Source organism: Flavobacterium sp. CHNK8, assembly GCF_019774515.1.
In the GTDB taxonomy this organism is placed as follows: domain Bacteria; phylum Bacteroidota; class Bacteroidia; order Flavobacteriales; family Flavobacteriaceae; genus Flavobacterium; species Flavobacterium tiangeerense.
The window spans coordinates 861,092-882,210 of the sequence record NZ_CP081492.1 but is presented as its reverse complement, the minus strand read 5'-3'; the positions used below and the strand labels follow the sequence as shown (position 1 = coordinate 882,210).

General features: G+C 34.2%; 20 protein-coding genes. 7 read left to right on the top strand and 13 right to left on the bottom strand.

Annotated features, from left to right (window positions below):
• Positions 1–5: 5 nt before the first annotated feature.
• Positions 6–956: a 1-acyl-sn-glycerol-3-phosphate acyltransferase gene (locus K5V07_RS03805; RefSeq protein WP_221916454.1), complete on the top strand. Its 951-nt coding sequence runs from the start codon at positions 6–8 to the stop codon at positions 954–956.
• A 3-nt stretch (positions 957–959) separates the two neighbouring features.
• Here K5V07_RS03805 and K5V07_RS03800 read toward each other — a convergent pair whose 3' ends face one another.
• From K5V07_RS03800 to K5V07_RS03785, 4 genes are read right to left on the bottom strand one after another with little or no spacing between them, the layout of a single operon-like run.
• A complete protein-coding gene (locus K5V07_RS03800; RefSeq protein ID WP_221916453.1) occupies positions 960–1,988 on the bottom strand; it encodes a VOC family protein in 1,029 nt (342 codons plus the stop codon).
• Between the two features lie 13 nt (positions 1,989–2,001).
• A complete protein-coding gene (locus K5V07_RS03795) occupies positions 2,002–2,793 on the bottom strand; it encodes an SDR family oxidoreductase (RefSeq protein WP_221916452.1) in 792 nt (263 codons plus the stop codon).
• The gene (locus K5V07_RS03790) at positions 2,783–3,484 is read right to left on the bottom strand and encodes a TIGR04283 family arsenosugar biosynthesis glycosyltransferase (RefSeq protein WP_221916451.1); all 702 of its coding nucleotides are present in this window, start codon (positions 3,482–3,484) and stop codon (positions 2,783–2,785) included. Before K5V07_RS03790 ends, K5V07_RS03795 begins: the two co-directional genes overlap by 11 nt.
• A gap of 37 nt (positions 3,485–3,521) precedes the next feature.
• The gene (locus tag K5V07_RS03785) at positions 3,522–5,717 is read right to left on the bottom strand and encodes an ATP-dependent DNA helicase RecQ (RefSeq protein ID WP_221916450.1); all 2,196 of its coding nucleotides are present in this window, start codon (positions 5,715–5,717) and stop codon (positions 3,522–3,524) included.
• 85 nt (positions 5,718–5,802) lie between these two features.
• Here K5V07_RS03785 and K5V07_RS03780 point away from each other — a divergent pair, with 85 nt between their 5' ends.
• The 4 genes from K5V07_RS03780 to lptB all read left to right on the top strand — a co-directional run bounded on the left by K5V07_RS03780 (position 5,803) and on the right by lptB (position 8,787).
• Positions 5,803–6,768 carry an SIS domain-containing protein gene (locus K5V07_RS03780; protein ID WP_221916449.1) on the top strand — a complete coding sequence of 322 codons (966 nt, stop codon included), beginning with the start codon at positions 5,803–5,805 and terminating at the stop codon, positions 6,766–6,768.
• Positions 6,768–7,583, top strand: a complete 816-nt coding sequence (gene tatC, locus K5V07_RS03775; RefSeq protein WP_221916448.1) for a twin-arginine translocase subunit TatC — start codon at positions 6,768–6,770, stop codon at positions 7,581–7,583. The genes K5V07_RS03780 and tatC overlap by 1 nt, the downstream gene beginning before the upstream one ends.
• The gene (locus K5V07_RS03770; protein ID WP_144893068.1) at positions 7,576–7,929 is read left to right on the top strand and encodes a carboxymuconolactone decarboxylase family protein; all 354 of its coding nucleotides are present in this window, start codon (positions 7,576–7,578) and stop codon (positions 7,927–7,929) included. Before tatC ends, K5V07_RS03770 begins: the two co-directional genes overlap by 8 nt.
• A 117-nt stretch (positions 7,930–8,046) precedes the next feature.
• On the top strand, positions 8,047–8,787 hold the full coding sequence (gene lptB / locus K5V07_RS03765) for an LPS export ABC transporter ATP-binding protein (RefSeq protein WP_221916447.1): 741 nt from the start codon (positions 8,047–8,049) through the stop codon (positions 8,785–8,787).
• 31 nt (positions 8,788–8,818) lie between these two features.
• Here lptB and K5V07_RS03760 read toward each other — a convergent pair whose 3' ends face one another.
• Positions 8,819–9,685, bottom strand: coding sequence for a glycoside hydrolase family 25 protein (locus K5V07_RS03760; protein ID WP_221916446.1), 867 nt, complete (start codon positions 9,683–9,685; stop codon positions 8,819–8,821).
• Between the two features lie 8 nt (positions 9,686–9,693).
• The gene (locus tag K5V07_RS03755; protein ID WP_221916445.1) at positions 9,694–10,410 is read right to left on the bottom strand and encodes a phosphatidylcholine/phosphatidylserine synthase; all 717 of its coding nucleotides are present in this window, start codon (positions 10,408–10,410) and stop codon (positions 9,694–9,696) included.
• Between the two features lie 320 nt (positions 10,411–10,730).
• Here K5V07_RS03755 and K5V07_RS03750 point away from each other — a divergent pair, with 320 nt between their 5' ends.
• Positions 10,731–11,717: a PorV/PorQ family protein gene (locus K5V07_RS03750; RefSeq protein WP_221918136.1), complete on the top strand. Its 987-nt coding sequence runs from the start codon at positions 10,731–10,733 to the stop codon at positions 11,715–11,717.
• Between the two features lie 122 nt (positions 11,718–11,839).
• Positions 11,840–12,979 (top strand): DUF4105 domain-containing protein, encoded by a 1,140-nt coding sequence (locus K5V07_RS03745; protein WP_221916444.1) that lies wholly within the window; start codon positions 11,840–11,842, stop codon positions 12,977–12,979.
• Between the two features lie 21 nt (positions 12,980–13,000).
• Here K5V07_RS03745 and K5V07_RS03740 read toward each other — a convergent pair whose 3' ends face one another.
• The 7 genes from K5V07_RS03740 to K5V07_RS03710 all read right to left on the bottom strand — a co-directional run bounded on the left by K5V07_RS03740 (position 13,001) and on the right by K5V07_RS03710 (position 21,117).
• Positions 13,001–14,395, bottom strand: a complete 1,395-nt coding sequence (locus tag K5V07_RS03740; protein WP_221916443.1) for a sugar transferase — start codon at positions 14,393–14,395, stop codon at positions 13,001–13,003.
• 160 nt (positions 14,396–14,555) lie between these two features.
• Entirely contained in the window at positions 14,556–15,899 is a 1,344-nt protein-coding gene (locus K5V07_RS03735; protein ID WP_221916442.1) for an O-antigen ligase, read from the bottom strand.
• Positions 15,896–16,972: a glycosyltransferase gene (locus K5V07_RS03730; RefSeq protein WP_221916441.1), complete on the bottom strand. Its 1,077-nt coding sequence runs from the start codon at positions 16,970–16,972 to the stop codon at positions 15,896–15,898. Before K5V07_RS03730 ends, K5V07_RS03735 begins: the two co-directional genes overlap by 4 nt.
• On the bottom strand, positions 16,969–18,087 hold the full coding sequence (locus K5V07_RS03725) for a glycosyltransferase (RefSeq protein ID WP_221916440.1): 1,119 nt from the start codon (positions 18,085–18,087) through the stop codon (positions 16,969–16,971). Before K5V07_RS03725 ends, K5V07_RS03730 begins: the two co-directional genes overlap by 4 nt.
• Complete coding sequence (locus tag K5V07_RS03720) at positions 18,084–19,013, bottom strand: methyltransferase domain-containing protein (RefSeq protein ID WP_221916439.1); 930 nt, start codon at positions 19,011–19,013, stop codon at positions 18,084–18,086. The genes K5V07_RS03725 and K5V07_RS03720 overlap by 4 nt, the downstream gene beginning before the upstream one ends.
• 75 nt (positions 19,014–19,088) lie before the next feature.
• The gene (locus K5V07_RS03715) at positions 19,089–20,108 is read right to left on the bottom strand and encodes a glycosyltransferase family 2 protein (protein ID WP_221916438.1); all 1,020 of its coding nucleotides are present in this window, start codon (positions 20,106–20,108) and stop codon (positions 19,089–19,091) included.
• On the bottom strand, positions 20,098–21,117 hold the full coding sequence (locus tag K5V07_RS03710; protein ID WP_221916437.1) for an exostosin family protein: 1,020 nt from the start codon (positions 21,115–21,117) through the stop codon (positions 20,098–20,100). The genes K5V07_RS03715 and K5V07_RS03710 overlap by 11 nt, the downstream gene beginning before the upstream one ends.
• Positions 21,118–21,119 lie beyond the last annotated feature (2 nt).

Below are 21,119 nucleotides of genomic sequence, written 5' to 3'. Positions count from 1 at the left end.
ATAATTTGTATACACTATTTAAAATAGCAGCAACTTTAGCATTAAAATTATATTGCAAAAAGACCGTAGCCCATTTTCAAGGAAATAGAGGTAAAAAGGAACCAACCCTTATTGCAAGCAACCATCCCAACTCTTTTTTTGATGCTATCATCATAGCGGTTCATTATCCTGAACCAATTTATTTTTTAGCACGTGGTGATGCCTTTAACAATCCAATTGTTGCAAATTTTTTACGCGCTTTACACCTAATCCCTATTTATAGACTGAGCGAAGGCAAAGAAAATTTAAATAAAAACCAAGATACATTCAAAACTTGTCTCGATTTATTACACGAAAATAAAACCATTTTAATTTTCTCAGAAGGTATTTGTATAAACGAATGGAATTTAAGACCTCTTAAAAAAGGTACGGCGCGATTAGCTTTCATGGCACTGCAAGATGGCTTGTTAAATTTAAGAATTCAACCAACCAATATCAATTACTCTTCGTTTCATAAAAATCCGAAAGAGGTTGAAATCAATTTCAATCTTTGTTTTGGAGTACACCATATTGATCAAGCAAAAGAATCTATTTTTTACAATACATTCAACACCTTGTTAAAGAAGAATATTTTAAATAATATGGTTGTAAAAGAAGATTTATCAGATATAAAATTATTAAAACCGAACTCAAAATGGCATTCACGATTATTGAAAGTTGTAATAGCATTTCCAGCTTTAATTGGATTTCTCTCTAATTATTGGATCTATTGGATCTTAAAAAAAATCACCGTCAAAAAAACAAAAAATTCTGTATTCTATGACTCCATTTTGTTTGGAATGCTGTTACTTTTATATCCTTTAATTGTATTTCTACTTTCAGCAGTAGTAACATTTTGCTTCAACCTACAAATGGGTTTACTCCTTTTCTTTGTAATGCCAATAAGTGCTTGGTTTTACAAAAGCTATAAAAGCTAATAATTACTTAACTTTACTCAAAGCGAGCATTTTTATCATCCAATCTGGCAAGGGTTTTTCTTGATTGCGCTTTCTAAGATCGAGGTACCAACCTACTTTCTTTAAAATGGGAACTTTATGTGTTTCTACCAGCTCAATTAGTGTTCCATCAGGATCTTCAATATAGCAAAAACGTCCCGATGCATTATCCATAGCAAAAGTATTATTGCTGTCTACAGAAAAATGCAATCCCTGCTCTATGACATGCGCTTTCAAAGCATCCATTGCTACTACATCAAAACAAAGATGGATAAATCCACAATCTCCCCAAAATCTATTTTCGTAAATTTTAGGTGCTTTTGTATTTAAAATTTGCACTAATTCTAAGGTTACATCTCCTAATAATTTATTGAAAGCACCTTTACCCGTTGCTTTCTTAGAAAGTCCGATTATATGATACTTTTGATTGTTTTCAACACGTACACCATCATATAACACAGTGTCAATCCCAAGAATATTTTTGTAAAAATCTAATGATTTATCCATATCACGTACTCCTACAACAGCACCTACAACACCGCCTAAATCATACTCTTTCTTTTGAAACCAATTATCTGACGGAATAATTTTAAAAATATTATCGTCACTATCGGTAACATAAAAAAAAGACTTTTGGTCAAGTCCAATTTCCATTTTTGAAACCAACAACCCTTCTATTTTTGAAAGACGATTATGGGATTGCAAAATGTTATGAGATTTTAATATCGTGGCATTAATACCTATGTGTCCAAGTTGTACTTGAATCCCTTTTTGAGGCACTCTATCTTGAAATTGCCAAATCTCAAATCCACCGCCTCCTTGTAAGTTCATCGTCAAGATAGCCCTACGCTTCCGCACTTCATTTCCTGTGTACTGCGTCATCAAACTGGCTTTCGCCTCATCATCAAAAATTAAAACATCCATCCCAAAAAGATGTTTGTAAGTGTGCATAGCCTTTGTAGCATTACAAACACCAATTCCCACTTGTTGAATTCCTGACAAAAATTGATGCATATATGTGATGTTGTTAATTTTCTTGGCCTTTAACATGCGCTATTTTATAATACAACGATGGTATAAACCACCACAACCAAAATAAAATTCGTTCTGCCTTTACAATAATTATTGTCTTTTTGCCTTTGTAAATACCTTTAATAATTTTCTTAGCACAAACGTCTACTTCCATACCCACTTTATTATTGGCATCGGTCAAGCCAAATTGCTGTCCGTTACCGATTAAAGCATTTTTAGAAATATTGGTATTTATCCTTCCTGGATATACGATAGAAATGGTAGTTTTGGTTTTATACAACTCGCATTGCAAGGTTTCAAAGTAGCCTTTAACAGCATGTTTTGATGCTGCATAACCCGTCCGCAATGGAAAACCAACAAGTCCTGCAATACTACTAATCACAGTTATGTTTCCACTATTTTTCATTTTAAAATGTGGCAAAATAGCTTGAGTTATTGCCAAAGGAGCAAAATAATTGATGTCCATCAATTTCTTGTATACCTTCATATCAGTATCTTCTGCCATAGCACGCTGACTTATACCCGCACTTTGAATGACGTAATCAATTGATCCTTCAAAGGCTAAAGCTTGCTCAACTAGAGTTGGAATTCCCTCTAAATCGAATAAATCATAAGGTAAAACATGTACTTTGGTCGATTGTAATTCTGATCGTAGAATCTCTAATAATACGGCATTTGATGAAGTCAAAATTAAAGTAGCACCAAGATTTGATAATTGGATTGCCAATTCTTTACCGATACCTGATGAAGCTCCGGTAATCCATACTATTTTTGAATCAAAACGCATTTTTACGGTAGCTTAAAAGTTGTTTATAAGTAGTAACCATCTCCATTTGTGAAGCACCTCTTTTATACATTCGAACAATTTTTAAATTTGCTAGTTGTACTTTCAACCATGAATTTTCAACATACTTTCTTGCAGATACTAGTGTGGCTTTTGGAATCAATTTAAACTTTCCTTGCTTCCACAATCGTGCAATAAAATCATAATCTTCCATGATAAACATGTCTTCTTTATAAGTTCCCACGGTATTCCAAAGTTGTTTAGTGACAAAAACACCTTGATCACCTCCGCGAAAAAATAAATAATTGAAACGAGTAAAAAAGGCATTGATTTTCAGTAGGGTATTCGAACAATCAAACTCGGTGCGGAAACTGCCGCAGTTATACCCTTGTAAAACTGTCTGATTAATTAAATCATAAAAATTAGGCGTAGGGACACAATCAGCATGAAGAAAAAAGTAGATATCTCCTAACGCTTGGCTTGCTCCAAAATTCATTTGACCTGCTCTTCCTTTTTGGGGAGAAACTACAACTTTAGCTCCCATTTTAGTGGCTAAAGTTACCGTATAATCTGAACTGCCTCCGTCAGAAATGATTATTTCATATTGCTTTCCAATCAAATTTTCATGCAGCATTTGTATCGTACTTTCGATCACTTGAGCTTCATTGAATGTTGGAATAACAATACTTAACATCAGGAATATAGATTAATTGGAGCCATGTCTTCTGAATTTAATTAGCTACTTCACTAATAAATTTAATGCGCATTAATCGCAATTCATCCAAATCATAATCTCCATCAAATTCTTTTAGCGCAGCTTCAATATTATCTGATTCTGATTCCATAAAATAATCGTGAATCTCCTCTTGTTGATCCTCATCAAGCATTTCGTCAATCCAATACTTAATATTCAACTTAGTCCCTGAGTAAACAATCTGCTCCATTTCTTTTAATAAAGCATCCATATTTATCCCCTTGGCAGAGGCAATATCATCTAAGGATAATTTTCTATCTATGTTTTGAATAATGTATAACTTATTTACAGAGTTTACTCCGGTTGATTTAACTACTAAATCTTCTGGTCTTACAATATCGTTGTCTTCAACATAGCGACTTATCAATTCTAAGAAATCTTTTCCGTATTTTTTAGCTTTACCCTCACCCACTCCATGAATGTTTATCATCTCATCTTGTGTTATAGGATACTTTAAAGCCATATCTTCTAGAGAAGGATCTTGAAATACTACAAATGGTGGTACGCCAATTTTTTTGGCCACTTTTTTACGTAAATCTCGTAGCATCCCCATTAAAACCTCATCAGCAACACCAGTTGATTTTGCGGCTGTTACTATCGCTTCGTCAACCGTTTCATTATATTCATGATCTTCAGACATCATAAAAGAGTGCGGATTTTCTAGATAGCTCAATCCGTTGTTTGTGACTTTTACAATACCGTAGGTTTCAATGTCTTTTGATAAAAAACCCGCAACAAGTACTTGTCTTAACAACGCCATCCAATATTTCTCGTCGTGATTTACACCACAACCAAAAAAAGCTTGCGTATCTGTTCTATGTGCTTTAATTACTGCGTTAACACGTCCTATTAAAGTAAAAACAACTTCTTTTGATTTATACAAATGTTTGGTATCTCGCACTACTTGCAATAGCTGTACTACTTGATCTTTAGCTTCAACTTTTGTTTTAGGATTCCGGACATTATCATCCATATCAGCGCCCTCTCCGGTAACATCATCAAACTCTTCACCAAAATAATGTAATAAAAATCGACGTCTAGACATAGACGTTTCAGCATAAGCCACAACTTCTTGCAACAATGCAAAACCTATCTCTTGTTCAGCAACAGGTTTTCCAGACATGAATTTCTCGAGTTTTTCTACATCTTTATAAGAATAGTAGGCTAGGCAGTGTCCTTCTCCTCCATCACGACCCGCGCGACCCGTTTCTTGATAATAACTTTCAAGTGATTTAGGGATGTCATGGTGAATTACAAACCGAACATCGGGCTTATCGATACCCATCCCAAAAGCAATAGTAGCCACCACTACATCAACATCTTCCATCAAAAACATGTCTTGGTGTTTGGCTCTAGTTTTAGCATCTAGACCCGCATGGTAGGGAACAGCTGATATACCATTAACCTGCAAAACTTCCGCAATTGCCTCTACTTTTTTACGGCTTAAGCAATAAATAATACCTGATTTTCCTTTGTGTTGTTTTATAAATCGAATGATATCCGACTCTATATTTTTTGTCTTTGTACGTACTTCGTAATATAAATTGGGTCTGTTGAACGAGGCTTTAAAAGTTGTCGCATCAGACATATCCAAGTTTTTCAAGATATCCTCTTGTACTTTTGGCGTAGCCGTAGCCGTAAGCCCTATAATAGGTACATCTCCCAATTGCTTGATGATGTGTTTTAGATTCCTGTATTCTGGTCTAAAATCATGACCCCATTCTGAAATGCAGTGCGCTTCATCAATGGCAACAAATGAAATGGTGACGCTTTTTAAAAAAGTCACATATTCTTCTTTTGTTAAAGATTCTGGAGCTACATATAGAAGTTTAGTTAAACCAGATGAAATGTCTTTTTTAACTTGAGTAATCTCAGTTTTATTTAATGATGAATTTAAAACATGGGCAATACCATTCTCTGAAGAAAGGCTTCGTATTGCATCTACTTGGTTCTTCATTAATGCAATAAGAGGCGAAACCACGATTGCAGTTCCCTCTTGAATTAAAGCTGGCAATTGGTAACAAAGTGACTTTCCTCCACCAGTAGGCATAATCACAAATGTATTTTGCTGATTTAGGATGCTCTTAATCACTTGCTCTTGCAATCCCTTAAATTGGCTAAAGCCAAAATGCTTCTTTAATTCTTTGTGTATGTCAATTTCGTTTGAATTCATTCTTTATTACGTGGTATTTTGTATAAATTTGCAATATCTAAAGGTACAAATTTCTTTTACACTTACAAATTTTAATTATTCTGTTTTGAATTCAAAAGAAAATATATTGGCTAGTGCCAAAAAAACCATTTTATCTGAAAGTCAATCAATAGCAAAACTCACTGATTATCTGGACGAAAACTTCGTAAATGCTGTAAACTCAATCTACAATTCAAAAGGGAGATTAGTCGTTACTGGAATAGGGAAAAGCGCTATAATTGCTCAAAAAATGGTAGCTTCATTCAATTCTACAGGAACACCTTCTTTGTTTTTACACGCTGCAGAGGCTATTCATGGAGATTTAGGCATGATACAACATGAAGATGTGATTATTTGTATTTCAAAAAGCGGCAACAGTCCCGAGATAAAAGTACTCGTTCCGTTATTAAAACGTTTTGGAAACACATTGATTGCAATCACCGGAAATACATCATCATTCTTAGCAAAAGGATCTGATTTTGTATTAAACACCACTATTGATTCCGAGTCTTGTCCTAATAATCTTGCCCCAACAAACAGCACAACCGCACAACTTGTAATGGGAGATGCTCTTGTGGTATGCTTAATGGAATTTAGGAATTTTAAACCGGAGGATTTTGCGGTTTACCATCCTGGAGGTGCACTAGGCAAAAAATTATTACTGCGTGTAAAAGACATGCTGGAACACAGTTTAAAGCCAGCAGTATCCGCAGATGCCTCTATAAAAAAAGTTATTTTTGAAATTTCAGAAAAACGTTTGGGCGTTACAGCTGTTGTAGAGAATGAGATTGTCATAGGAATAATTACTGATGGTGACATACGTAGAATGTTGAACGAAAGGGATACCTTTACGGAACTAACGGCCAGTGACATCATGACTAAAAATCCAAAAATTACAACATCCGAAGCTATGGTAGTAGACGCATTAAACACCATGGAAGATTTTGCTATTACCCAGCTCGTAGTAGTTGATCAAGGAGTCTACAAAGGAGTATTGCATTTACATGACATTTTAAAAGAAGGAATCGTATAATGGCAAAAAAAAATCTAAACGAAATGTCGTTTTTGGATCATCTAGAAGAATTGAGATGGTTGTTGGTGCGCAGTACTATAGCAGTATTAATACTAGCTACGGTTGCTTTTTTAATTAGTGATTATATATTTGACGTCATTATTTTTGGCCCTACAAATGCTAATTTTGTAACCTATCGGTTTTTTTGTGAGTTATCCAGTCAGCTAGGCTATTCCGATTTGATTTGTGTTAAAGAAATGCCTTTTATTATCCAAAACACAAATATGGAGGGACAAATAAATGTACTTATTTGGTCTTGTATCACTGCCGGTTTTATACTCGCCTTTCCATTTATACTTTGGGAAGTTTGGAAATTCATAAGCCCAGCCTTGTATGAATCAGAAAAAAAACATGCAAAGATATTTATATTTTCATCCTCTATGTTGTTTTTCATGGGCGTTCTTTTTGGGTATTACATAATAGTTCCAATGTCTGTCAATTTCTTTGCTACCTTCACCATAAGTAGTGTAGTTAAAAATCAGTTTAGCATAGATTCTTATATCGGCATGGTAAAAACAAGTGTCATAGCTTGTGGCCTGTTTTTTGAGTTACCCATAATAATTTATTTCTTAACTAAGGTAGGCCTTGTAACGCCTGAGTTTTTAAGAAAATATTGGAAATACGCCGTCATTATCATTCTTGTTGTGGCAGCAATTGTAACACCTCCAGATGTTGTAAGTCAAATTATAGTTACCATACCTATGCTAATCATTTATGAAGCAAGTATTTTAATATCGAAAATAGTAGTAAAAAATCAAAACAAACAAAATGGCTGATATCATTCAAGAATTCAATGAGTACCGTTCAAAAATGAACGAAAAATTACTAGCAGATAACAATAAAATTGTAAAAAGAATTTTCAATCTTGACACCAATGCTTATGCTGCTGGCGCATTAGATGTAAAAACGAAAGAGCTTTTAGGTCTTGTAGCATCAGCTGTATTACGTTGTGATGATTGCGTTAAATACCATTTAGAAACAAGCCACAAAGAAGGTGTAACCAAAGAGGAAATGATGGAAGCTATGGGAATTGCTACCCTTGTGGGTGGTACTATTGTTGTTCCTCATTTGCGTAGAGCTTATGAATTTTGGGAAGCGCTTGAAGAAAATGATGCTAAATAAAAGGCATTAGCAGAACCTAAAAGTTTCTATATCAATAAAAAAAACTATCAATGTACCCAATTATTTGAAAGTGCACATTTCAAATTAAACTACAAACCCATTAAACTGATAACTTAAATGCAATTAAGAGCCGAAAATTTAATTAAAACATACAAAGGAAGAAGTGTTGTAAAAGGGATTTCTGTAGAGGTAAATCAAGGAGAAATTGTAGGCTTACTAGGACCCAATGGAGCTGGAAAAACTACATCTTTTTACATGATAGTAGGATTGGTTAAACCCAATTCGGGAAATATATTTCTAGATGACTTGAACATTACTGACTATCCTATGTACAAGCGTGCACAGCAAGGCATAGGATATCTTGCTCAAGAAGCATCCGTTTTTAGAAAACTAAGTATTGAAGATAATATTCTCAGTGTTTTGCAATTGACTAAACTTTCTAAGGTAGAACAAGAAGCTAAAATGGAAAGTTTAATTGAAGAGTTCAGCCTAGAACACATTCGTACAAACCGTGGTGATTTACTTTCGGGTGGAGAACGACGTAGAACAGAAATTGCACGCTGTTTAGCTACCGATCCAAAGTTTATATTACTAGATGAGCCTTTTGCAGGTGTAGATCCTGTAGCTGTAGAAGATATTCAAAGGATTGTGGCGCAATTGAAAAACAAAAATATTGGTATCTTAATCACAGACCACAACGTACAAGAGACTCTTGCTATTACTGACAAAACCTACTTAATGTTTGAAGGTGGTATTCTTAAAGCAGGAATTCCCGAAGAATTAGTAGAGGATGAAATGGTACGCAGAGTGTATCTTGGACAAAATTTTGAATTGAGAAAAAGAAAATTAGAATTTTAATTTCGGCAATAAAATTAGTGTGCCTTTACTGTTACTCTTCTAGGGTAATGTGTTGTAATTGTTGCAAATCTCCGTTGTAAATATTTACGTCTACATTCCCTTTTATTCCCGGTACCGAAGCTTTCTCTGTAAATTGCCAAAACAACCAATTGTCTTTCATCTCTTCTCGATAAAAATTGTAATTGGCTATCCAAAAAAGATAGTCACTAAATTCCTCTTTCAAAAAATCATCGTAATAACGTTCTCCTGTATAAATGATCGGTTTTACTTGATAATGCGCTTCTACGGCCTGTAACCACCTTCTCAAACCAAGTTTTAAATTTTGAATGGATTGATTTTTTGGAAGCTTTTCAAGGTCAACCACTGGAGGTAAATCTCCCTTTTGTAGCGAAACTGTCTTTATAAAAAGTCGGGCTTGCTCTATTGAATTTTCATTGGGACGGTAATAATGATAGGCTCCTCGAATCATTTTATTTTTTTTGGCGCCAGCCCAATTTTGATCAAATTTTCTATCCTTTCGATCTTTTCCCACCGTGGCTCTTATAAATACAAACTGAATAGGATATTGCTGCTCTAACGTATCAACATACGACCAACTTATTTTTCCTTGGTATTCAGAAACATCTATACCTACACTTTTTCCGTTACTTTTTTCAAGAACTTGAACGTTTCTTATGTCAGAAATTCGCTTTTCTTCGGCAGTTTGGGAATTTGTTTTATTGGATTTAAATCCTAAATAATACGCAAGACCTCCTCTATAATGATAGCCCAGATATAAAATTAGACAAAAAAAACAAACAACTAAAAACCACCAAAAAAGATTGCTTTTAGAGCGCTTCGTTTTTCTAGTCGTCGTTCTATTGTACGAATGCTTTCTTGTGCTGACTTTTTTTTTCATTACAAAAATTACTTCTGTAAAAATTTATTTTGAATTACAGAAAGAAGGATATAAAAAGTAATTAACAACGGAATTCCTAGAAACCCGAAAAATAGCATAAGGCAAAGTGAAACTACAAGAAATACTATTTGTAATGCATTCTCTCTAAAGCTAAACTTTTTGATTTTCAATGAAAACAGTGGAATCTCAGCATTAAGCATAAAAGCACTCAATAGTGTGATTACTAATAAAAACCAATCATTAGTTATCAATTCAATTACAATTAATGAATCAGTACTTGCTAATACAAGAGGTAAACTTAAAATAAAAAGTGCATTTGCTGGAGTGGGAAGTCCTATAAAAGAATCAGATTGACGAGTGTCTATATTGAAATTAGCCAATCTATAGCAAGAACCTAGTGCAATTATAAAACCTAAATAAGGGAAATACTGCCATGGCGCAGCTGACGCAGTACTTAAATTACTAATCATCATGTGATACATAACCACTGCCGGAACTACACCGCTCGTAACCATATCTGCCAATGAATCAAGCTGTAAACCTAATGGACTCGATACCTTGAACAAACGAGCAAAAAAACCATCAAAAAAATCTAAAAAAATCCCTAGGCAAACAAAAAAGAAAGCCATTTTAAAATCTTGATGAAAAGCAAAAACAAGCGCAATACAACCAGAAAAAAGATTGAGTAATGTGATAATATTAGGAATGTGTTTTTTAAGCATCATCTGTGAAGCGTTATAAATTATTAGGACAAATTTAGTACAATATGTCTATGAAATACATGTTTTTTTTAAAAGAGTAGCTATAAATAATAACGCTACACATTTATTAAAATTATTTTACCAATACCTGTCATACTATTACAAGTGCATTAACGTTATAATTCAGATTACATATAGCATGCAGCTCATTAAAAAATTCTATTTTTGATAAAAAATAGCACTACATAAAAACCATATACTTGAAAAAAAGTCTTTTACTGCTGGTACTTTGCACAAGCGCCATTGTTAGCGGTCAAACAGTTCGAAAATATTCTAACGAGTTTATGAATATTGGTGTTGATGCTGCGGCACTAGGCCGATCAAATACGGTCGTAGCCTCTACAAAAGATGTAAACTCTGGATACTGGAATCCTGCGGGACTTGTGGCTCTTGAGGACCATCAAGTCTCATTTATGCATGCCAATTATTTTGCCAATATTGCTCAATACGATTATCTAGCCTACGCAAGTCCTATTGACGAACGCAGTGCATGGGGAATTTCATTGATCCGTTTTGGGGTGGATGATATTTTGAACACTACTGAACTTATTGATAGCGAAGGAAATATTGACTACAATAGAATCAGCTTATTTTCAACAGCTGATTATGGTTTTACCTTTTCGTATGCTCGAAAGCTACCCGTGCCCGGATTTCAATATGGGATTAATGCGAAAATAATTCGGCGTATCATAGGGAAATTTGCCAATTCTTGGGGATTTGGTTTTGATGCTGGAATACAATTTGAAAAAAACGATTGGCAATTTGGATTGATGGTTAGAGACATTACCACTACCTACAACGTATGGGATATCAATGAAAAAGAATACCAAAAAATTGCGAATGCTATTCCAGGTGAAAACCAAGAATTGCCCGAAAGCGCCGAAATTACTGCACCAAAAGTCCAAATAGGACTTGCAAAAAAAGTAACATTTAGATACGATTACAGTATTGAAGCCGCGGTTAATATAAACTTGCGGTTTGCTAAAACAAATGATTTGATTTCAACAGATGGCATTAGTATAGATCCTGCTGTAGGACTAGAATTTGGCTATACCGATTTGGTTTTTATCCGAACTGGAATGGGGAATTTTCAAAACGTGATGCAACTTGACGGCAGTGAAAAAGTAGGTTTTCAGCCTAATGTGGGATTAGGATTCAAATACAAAGGCATTCAAATAGATTATGCTTTGACAGATATTGGTAATCAAAGTACCGCGTTATATTCTAATATCTTTTCCTTGAAGGTTGACTTAAGCATTTTTAGAAATTAAAATTTCTTGATAGATTATTAATTTTAAAAAGGTTTTCAAGTTTGTTTTGAACAAAAATAAGCTTATTATTTTTATATTTGTTTTCTGTTTCATTACTACAAATCCAACTAAACTACATGAACATGCTAGCATCAATGATTAAAAAAAATGCACTTATACTTTGTTTTTTAATCGTATCGCAATGGGTTTTCAGTCAAAAAACTTTATTATCAAATAGTTCTAAAGTAAGTATAATTACTTGTGGAACAGGAAATGAATCGTATTCCCTTTTTGGTCACACAGCATTGAGAATACAAGATCCTGCAAACGCATTGGATTTGGTTTACAACTATGGTGCATTTGATTTTCAAACCCCAAATTTTGTTATGAAATTTGTAAAAGGAGACTTGCAATATTTTGCTGCAGTCCATACATTTCCCGAATTTTTATCTCAATATCAGTATGAAGAAAGGGCTGTTTTTGAACAAGAATTACAACTTGCTAACGTCCAAAAACAAGATTTGTTTGATGCATTAAACGAGTCTCTTACATCAGGATCTAGTTATTATACTTATAAATTCATAGACAAGAACTGCACCTCAATGGTGGTTGACATGATCAATAAAACGCTCAAAACGAAACTAATTGTAAATAAATCCCACCAAGACGAGACATACAGAGCTATTTTGTTTCCCTATTTTCAAAATCACTTTTATGAAAAACTGGGAACAAGTATCATTTTTGGAACCAAAGTAGATCAATTAGGAACACAGCTTTTTTTACCCTTTCAATTATTGGAAAGCTTGAAGAAAATTCAATATCAAAATAACCCAATTGTATCAGAAACTAAAACACTGCTTTCACTTAACAAGGAAGCTCCGTTTTCCTACTGGAACAATCCTTACACTTATTTCGCTTTACTTTTTTTTATAGTGTTGCTCAACAAGCGATTTATAAATTTATTTTTCTTGAGTATAATGGCTTGCATTGGGTTCTTTTTCACTTTTGCATGGTTTTATTCCTTGCATCTTGAACTGGAAAATAATTATAATATTTTGCTTTTTAATCCTACACTGCTTGGCTTTTTATTCTTTTTTTGGAAAAAAAATAAAAAGGGAATTTACAGACTTGCTCTTTTTAACCTACTTTGTTTATTTGTTTATCTGATAATAATGATCAACAAAGTTCATCTTATTCTTGTGTTGCCATTACTTGTAACTTCTGGAATCATTTTAGTGAGAATTGCCATCCAAAACAAACGTAGAATTCCAATTATTATCTAAGTGTTCAATCACAAATATAATTTACTGACCGCGATAAAACAAAACGGTTGTAATGGTTTTAAAAACTATATTAAGATCAAGATAGATACTACGGTGCTTGATGTAATACAAATCATACTGCAACTTTATAACGCTATCTGAAATAGTGTCCCCATAAGAATAATTGACCTGTGCCCAGCCGGTGAGTCCAGGTTTTATAATATGACGAGTATCATAGAAAGGCATGATAGTCCCAATTTCTTTGACAAAAACAGGACGTTCTGGACGCGGACCTATTACAGACATATCGCCTTTGATAATGTTGATAAACTGTGGAAATTCATCAATTCTTGTTTTTCTTAAAAATTTTCCAAAAGCTGTTACTCGACAATCATTTATGGTAGTGAAAACGGCTCCGTCTTTTTCGGCATTTTCAATCATCGTACGGAATTTCAAGATTTGAAAAACAATACCGTTTTTGCCCACTCGTTCTTGAAAATAAAACAAACTCCCTTTATTGCCCAAACTATTTCCTATCCATAAAAATGGAATCAAACACAAACCAATAAAAACACCTAACAAAGCAATTGCAATTTCACAGAATCTCACAATTAATAAATACAACTTGTTATGGTTGCTTCGACTAAAAGGAAAACAGCGGTAAAAATCTTTTTCCATGTACTGAATAGGGATACGCTGGGTTTTACTTTCGTAAACTTGAGTGTATTCTCTAATTACTGTTCCCGACTCTAAAACATGAAGTAAATTTTGATACAAGATAGGATCCATGCCCTCTTCATGATGTGTAGACACAACAATTTCGGATACTTTATTTTCTTTGACAAATTGCAATAGATCATTCGCCGTGATTTCAGGCACATAGTTGTAATGTTTACTTTCTGTATCAGGTTGTGAAACATTGACATACCCTAAAATTTTATAATGCGGGTCTATATCTTCAAGACCCTCTATAAGTTCTTGAACTCGTTTTTGGTCACAAATTAAAATTGCATTTTGATAAAATCTAGTAGAGGCTAAAAAAATAACATACAAGATGCGCCAAGAATATAAAGAGAGGAAAGTAACACTGAAAAACAATAAGATTTGAAGCCTACTACTTGGTAAAACAGGCGAGAAAAAAGGTGTTAACAGATATACTAACGCAGTAACAGAGGCGGTAATTAAAGTACTTTTTAAAACTTGAAATTGATTGCTTGCTATCTGCAAGTTGTACATTTCGAAAATGGTACCAAAGAAATTGATGTACACTGCAAGGACTATTGTCCAATAATAATTAGTTGTTGAAATACTAAAATAATCAAACACCAAAAACTGACCCAATAGATATAAGGCTGTTAAAACAAACAGAACGTCAAAAAGTCGTAAAATTAACTTACGTTCCGAAATTTCAAAGTGTATTTTGCCAATGGAAAACATAAGTGGTATTTATGATTGGTACTGCAAGATACTACTTTTAAGAGCAGATAATTTTAGAAAATCCGTATTTTTTTAACAAATATAGTAACTCAAAAAAAGCAAAATAATACTACAACATTAAAGAACAGTATGAAATAGCAACTATGATGTAACACGCACTTTATTGTATTTCGTCTCTTGACGAAGGACGTAGTTGCACATTTAACAGTGCCAAAGAATAAATAAACGCAGGTGCGGCAGTACGCATGGCTGCGTGATTAATGGTCAGAAACCAAAATACTACAAAACAAATTAAATACATGTTAAACTTGTTTTCTACAAACAAAACAAAGGGTGTGATAATCAAAATTAATAATCCTATGAGTCCTAAGGATCCATGCTCAGCAAGCATTCTAGTTATTTCATCATGAGATACAACTTTAATGCCTATTTCCTGCTCCCTAATCTCCACTCCCTTTCCTACACCTACGCCAAGAATCGGATTTTTAAAAAACATATTGATTTCATTTTGAGCCACATCTTCTCTTCCTGTAAACTGACTTTGTTTTGCTCTTCCCGCAGCATCTTGATTGGCATAACGTTTATCAATAAGTCCACCCGTTTGATAAGAAGAGTAAGACCAAATGGCCATCATAGCGAATGCTATAATAATGAATATATAACTTAATTTAACTTTCCCTGTACTATTTGATTTGAAGTATAAGAACAATAACAACATAACAATCATAAAAAAACCAGTAATCATACCTCCTCTTGAAAAAGTAACCATTCCCCTATATCCAATATTCAAGGCAATTATCAAATTAAGTACAACCAAAAAAGTATTTTTTGATTCTAAAATAATTCTTGAAAAAAAGATAAACATTCCTAAACCTAAAAAAGTAGCAACTTGATTCGGCCCAAATCCCCCCGATGTTTCAAAACTGGATTGGGTTCCTGTTATAACGTCCCGAACATTGGGTGTATAAAAAATAAGATAAACAGTGCAACTCACAATAGGTAATCCAACACAAAGAAGGATTGAATTCATTTGAGCCAAACTTATTCTTCTGCGATAGGTATACAAAGAAGCAAATGCCAAACAAATAGGTCCCGAAATATTAAATCCGATCGCATTTTTTATATTCGTATTGAAATTCAGTACAAAAGTAGACATGATTATACCGGGAATAAGAAGGAATAAAAAAAACCAATACGGGAAAGCAGAACGAGAAAACCCCTTAAAATACATTCCCAAAAACAAAAAAATAATGACCTCATATTTTGAAAATTCATAGGATATATTCCCTCCGGTCATTCTTAAAATTATTTCACTACCTACTACATAAGCAGCAACTTGCAAGCATTCATTATTTGCATTTTGTTTTTTAACAATATAATAAATTCCTAAAAAAAACACAGCGTATCCATACAATTTGGCCACAAAAGGAACTATAAAAACCAACATACCTAGTACGGCATGCAGGAGAATTAAAAACAAATAGGTCTTATCGTCTTTTTTCATTTATTGTGCTTTTCCAACCAACTTAAATAACGCGAAATAACATGCTCCTCTGAGAAGTTCGTATGAACGGTATTTTTCAGCTTTGAGCCAAATGTAGTTCGTTTTACTTCATCCTGCATCAAAATCAGCAGTTTTTCATAGAATATTTTTGAATTTTGAGCTACGAGATACCCATTTTCACCATCTTTAATTACAGCTCCATTTTCCCCCACATTAGTAACAACAGTAGCCAAACCTGCGGTACCATATTCTAACAAAGCAAGAGGTAGCCCTTCTGAAGATGAAGTCAATATCCCAATTGTCGCTTGGTGTAAAACATTTGAAACATCACTTCTCGTTCCATAGATAAAAACGGTTTGCTCAAGATTAAGAGCTACAATATTTTTTTTTAAATCATTCGAATAATTATCATTAAAATCTTTACCTACAAGATGAAAGGTCCAGTCAAGATGGGAATTCTTGACTAATACAGCAACTTCTAAAAGTAGAGCATGGTTTTTTTGAAGCCGCAAATTAGCTAAAGATACTATTCGTTTTCCCACTTCACCATTTAACTCACTTATGCTTTGCTCGAGCTTTTGGGGCGTAGTAAAATTTTCTAAATAAATAACATTATTACTAAACCCTTTAGTTTCAGCCCAATTTTTTAATTTTTGGTTTACTGCAATAATCCCACTAAAAAATGGCAAGGTTAACCGTAACGCCAATGTGGGTCTAGCCGGTAAAAACTCACTATCTCCATAGTGATCGTGCCAAATTAATTGTAAAGAAGGACGTAGCAGTTTTACCATAAAAGCTAAAAAGAAGGAGGTACTATGCGCATGAATAACTTCAATATTATGTTTAGCAACATATTGGCGCAAAGCCCAAATAGCTTTAAAATCAAGGGTTCTTTTTTTGTTTAAAAACAAATAAGCGGTTTTAGACTCAATATGCTCTCGCAATGGTCCTTCCTGACGCGTACATATAATCCCCGAAAAATCTATTCTTGTGTTTAGTGCATTGGCATAATTCACAGCCATTCGTTCAGCACCACCAGCAGCAAGTGTATCTATGAGTTGTATGATTCTCATGGTTGTAAAAGCAATTGGATTTCGTTTTCAAAACACTCTATTGTATAGGCTCTGGACCACTCAGCTGCCGCTTTGTATTGTATTTCTTGCTTAGTTGAATCCTGTAAAAGGTCAAAAATATTCCTACTATCCTGCTCTATTTGCATGGTAAGCAAAACCCCTCTTTTGCCATAATCTAACATAGTTGGAACGCAAGACACAGCAGTTGCCAGTGGAATACAACCCCAAAACATCCCTTCGGCAATGGCTTTGGGCCAACCCTCACTATTTGATGGCAAAATTACAAAATGACTGGATTGATAGGCTTTTTTTACCACTTCACTACTTTGATTCCCCATTACAGTAATCCATTGAGACAAATTATACTTGTTGATATACTCGTCTAAAGAAATTTTTAAAGGTCCGTCACCATAGATTTTTAAAGTAACACTACAATCTTGATGTAGTAATTTTTCGATAAGTTTTATGGCGTAAAGAGGATTTTTCCCCGGTACCAATGCACCCACAAAGACAAATGTAAAGGCAGCATTTGGATTCCATGGTGCAAGTGGAACTATTTCACTTTCTGAATAACTTGCCGTAAAAAAAGGTTTGCAATTTAAACTGTTGTTTTTCCATTCACCATACACCAAAATATTCATGTTCTTGGTCCAGAAAGTAGAATTCAAAATCCACTTTTGCAGCCTATACGTCCAAGGTTGATTTGCATTAGGATCCCAATTGCCTGCATATTTAGCTGTTTTTGGGGTATTAGGAAAAAATATTTGAACAATACAGCCTAGCATTCCTATATTTCCAGGACATCGTAAATGAATATGATCTGCATTTTGCATTCCTTTAAAAAGCTGGATGCAAATTTTTGGAATTTTAAAAAAAGCCTGCAATGTACTCGTAAAATGAAGCACATCAAAACGTGCTACAGGTATAAATTGTAATTTATTGTGTGCATAAAAAGCATCAATTACTGTATGAGCTTGATTTTGTAAAGGAGCAACAATAGTTACCGTATCACAATGTTTTAACCACAAATTCATTTCGTTAACATAAGGAGCATAGGCATAATAACGCCCGTCTTTATGAACATGAGGAACATGAGTGATAACAAGAAGTCTCATTTTTTTAATTGATAAAACTCCGTTAATAAGTCTTTTGAAGATCGGGGCTGAGAATCTTTTTTAAAAGTAAAAGCATATCCTTTTGGCATTGAAACAGATCGTCTGTTAAGATTAGCTTTCGGGCGATCTAGGTATTTCATCCATCCTAATGTCAATCTAGTGACTAACAACCACGCACTTCTTACCCATCTAGTAGAAGATGTATTGATGAAAAAATTAGATACCGTAACCGCTACATTTGCTGCGTTCCCCTCAGTTATTTCAGAAGTAACAACGGCACATTCCCGAAACAAACTTCGCATACCAGTAAAAGTAAATCTAAAAAAATCATAGGGTTCAGCATGATATGGAAATGATTGTGGAGCTTCTATTTGCAAAAAACCATTTATTTTGGTGACCCTTTGTAACTCTTCACAAAAAAGCCACGGATGCAAAGTATGCTCTATAACTTGTGCCGCCAAAACAAGATCAAAACAAGCATTTTCAAACGGGATGTAATGCCCATCAAAAATGTAATCTGGTTTGAAAGTAGCATGAACATCAGTGGTTATAACCTCGCAATCACTGAAAATGTTTTTATAATAAGTAGCTTTTTCACCCACACCTACAATAAGTACTTTACTACCTTTAGCCAACCTTTTTGCTAGTTCAGCATACCGCTTATCCATGTTAAAATCAGCACATAAAGCAGGTAACATTTTTCTACGGATGTAATTTTTCAGGTTTGAGGTGTCTAAATGAGCCCCATTTTGAGTAGTCACTTTGGCTTTGCAAATATCCTCGTAACAGAACATAGATTCCGATCCAAAAAGAACTGGAATCCCATTAAAAACAGGCAACTGACTGCCATCGTCAAAATGAAAAAAATCTTTTGTAGATGATACTAATTTAGCGTGTGTATCAGGATGAATAATGTGTTTTTGCATACAGTAGGGTAAATTGTGGCATTCAAATTTAATGCTTTTTTATTCGAAAAGCCAACGGAATTCTTAACGAACCTTTTAAAGGCCTCCACAGTCCTTATTTTGTATTTGCGGCGGAGAAAATAAAACCGATATCCAACCCACAACTCTTCCTATTGTTTCTAAAAATGCGGCTTTTTTATCATTGCCCCTCAAAGAATTTGTACCTCTGATGCACAATAACAAAACGGTAATTGTATGCCATTTGAGCCTATCCTTGATTTTAGGATTTGGGTTCTTCACGCACCATACGTACCAACCGTTTCGAACTACCATTTTACCATATTTATATTGATTTGGTCGGCCATAAGGTTCGTGATAGTGGTGTAATTGCGCCTTTGTATTGATAACATTTTTACCATATTGCATGACTCGCAAACTGAAATCAGCATCTTCATATAAACCATATCCTTCAAAATAAGTAGAAAATTGCAACTCCTTAAAAACACTTGCCCGAAAGGACATTGACATGCCAATTAACAAATCTACATCATAGGTTTTGCCCGTTAGTGGATAACCACAAGTACGACTATGAGAGAAATTAGGCATTTTTCCGGGATGCAATGGAGAGGACAAACCCAGATAATTGCGAACTACATTGCGCAATCCCTCGGGATAAACATAATTTTCCCATTGATAAAAATAATGAGGATGATAAGAAATATTCGGTTTTTTTTCTTGCCATTTATTTTCGTTCACTGCAACACCTCCCACTCCTACAAGGCCTTCATCCTCTTTGAATGTTTTAATGATTTCCAAGCAATAATTAGGAGTAAGAACGGTATCATCGTCAAGGAAGCAAATTACTTGAGAATTTTTATCTCTTTTTTGAATTCCAAAATTTCTTTGCTTTGTTAAACCTCGTTCCGATGCATGTACTTTGTAATAAGCCACCTTAGCAAAATCATGTTGTGCAATAGCATTTTCCGTATCTTGGTTCTCACTCCCATCAATGATTAGAATTTCATCTGGATAAAGGCACTGCTTCGCAACAGAGAGCAACAATTTTACCACGGCTTGTGGGCGCATGTAAGTACATATAATGAGACTAAACTTCATTTATTCTATTTTTAAAAACACGGTATATAGTCCTAAAATAAGCTTCTCGTTCTAAAAAATTCAACCATAAATTACGGTTGGCAATTTGCATTTGAATAAAACCTTCTGGTGATATAGCCTTATGAAAAGCAACCAACTCTTGTATCATGTTTTCCTCAGATACCATTACGCAATGTTTACTCCAATCAATTTGATCGACTAGAGGCAATCGAATATCCGTGTTTACCACGACCGGAATCCTTCCCATGGCCAACGTTTCATAAAACCTAACCGAAAAATTTCCTGCTCCACGCATGCAAAACGTATACGGATTAGCAGCAATATTGTAAAAAAATTCCTTCCTTGCAATGGCTTTGTCCTGAACTGTTTTTGCGCCAGCACTGTAATTTTTTCTCAAAATAAAATTAGTTCCTACCTTTTCACTTTTTGATAATTGTTTTAAAAAATGATAGCGTTTTGTACTAGAAGGATAAAACTTTTGAAAATCAGCTTGTTCCCGCTTTAAAATGATATCTAAATTATTTTTACAATACCCAATTAATTCTTTTAACTGTTTAGTAATTGAATTAGCTGCATGTCCCACAAACCCTATTTGAGGCAACGCAGTTTTAGGAATAGCAGCTACTACTTGATCTTTATTTTGAAAGGGATCATTGATAAAAGACGGCAAAATAAAAGTAGCCCTTGGTAACTTAGAATGAAAACCGCCGTTTCTAAATACTTGAACAGCCGAGTCTAATGTTAGTCCAAAATCTCCACCAGAATACAGCCAAACTATTTTACGCCTTTTTTGAGCCTCAGAAATAAATTGATTTAAATCATTACGGGTACCAAACCGTCGCAAATTTACTGGAACTATTGCTACATCACACGCTTCAAGAGTTGATACGAACTCGTAAAGGGTATGCAAAATACTATTCTCCGTATAACACAAATCAAACAACAACGGAAAAACTTCTTTCCGGTTTTCAGGAGTTATAAACAGATGATTGGTATAAATCTTCAGCATTT

What these genes read in the sequence shown, in the direction of transcription:
- K5V07_RS03800 (WP_221916453.1), bottom strand. Translation starts at nt 1,988, where the DNA reads ATGCATCAATTTTTGTCAGGAATTCAACAAGTGGGAATTGGTGTTTGT.
- K5V07_RS03795 (WP_221916452.1), bottom strand. Translation starts at nt 2,793, where the DNA reads ATGCGTTTTGATTCAAAAATAGTATGGATTACCGGAGCTTCATCAGGT.
- K5V07_RS03790 (WP_221916451.1), bottom strand. Translation starts at nt 3,484, where the DNA reads ATGTTAAGTATTGTTATTCCAACATTCAATGAAGCTCAAGTGATCGAA.
- K5V07_RS03785 (WP_221916450.1), bottom strand. Translation starts at nt 5,717, where the DNA reads ATGAATTCAAACGAAATTGACATACACAAAGAATTAAAGAAGCATTTT.
- tatC (WP_221916448.1), top strand. Translation starts at nt 6,768, where the DNA reads ATGGCAAAAAAAAATCTAAACGAAATGTCGTTTTTGGATCATCTAGAA.
- K5V07_RS03770 (WP_144893068.1), top strand. Translation starts at nt 7,576, where the DNA reads ATGGCTGATATCATTCAAGAATTCAATGAGTACCGTTCAAAAATGAAC.
- lptB (WP_221916447.1), top strand. Translation starts at nt 8,047, where the DNA reads ATGCAATTAAGAGCCGAAAATTTAATTAAAACATACAAAGGAAGAAGT.
- K5V07_RS03760 (WP_221916446.1), bottom strand. Translation starts at nt 9,685, where the DNA reads ATGAAAAAAAAAGTCAGCACAAGAAAGCATTCGTACAATAGAACGACG.
- K5V07_RS03755 (WP_221916445.1), bottom strand. Translation starts at nt 10,410, where the DNA reads ATGATGCTTAAAAAACACATTCCTAATATTATCACATTACTCAATCTT.
- K5V07_RS03750 (WP_221918136.1), top strand. Translation starts at nt 10,731, where the DNA reads ATGAATATTGGTGTTGATGCTGCGGCACTAGGCCGATCAAATACGGTC.
- K5V07_RS03745 (WP_221916444.1), top strand. Translation starts at nt 11,840, where the DNA reads ATGCTAGCATCAATGATTAAAAAAAATGCACTTATACTTTGTTTTTTA.
- K5V07_RS03740 (WP_221916443.1), bottom strand. Translation starts at nt 14,395, where the DNA reads ATGTTTTCCATTGGCAAAATACACTTTGAAATTTCGGAACGTAAGTTA.
- K5V07_RS03735 (WP_221916442.1), bottom strand. Translation starts at nt 15,899, where the DNA reads ATGAAAAAAGACGATAAGACCTATTTGTTTTTAATTCTCCTGCATGCC.
- K5V07_RS03730 (WP_221916441.1), bottom strand. Translation starts at nt 16,972, where the DNA reads ATGAGAATCATACAACTCATAGATACACTTGCTGCTGGTGGTGCTGAA.
- K5V07_RS03725 (WP_221916440.1), bottom strand. Translation starts at nt 18,087, where the DNA reads ATGAGACTTCTTGTTATCACTCATGTTCCTCATGTTCATAAAGACGGG.
- K5V07_RS03720 (WP_221916439.1), bottom strand. Translation starts at nt 19,013, where the DNA reads ATGCAAAAACACATTATTCATCCTGATACACACGCTAAATTAGTATCA.
- K5V07_RS03715 (WP_221916438.1), bottom strand. Translation starts at nt 20,108, where the DNA reads ATGAAGTTTAGTCTCATTATATGTACTTACATGCGCCCACAAGCCGTG.
- K5V07_RS03710 (WP_221916437.1), bottom strand. Translation starts at nt 21,117, where the DNA reads ATGCTGAAGATTTATACCAATCATCTGTTTATAACTCCTGAAAACCGG.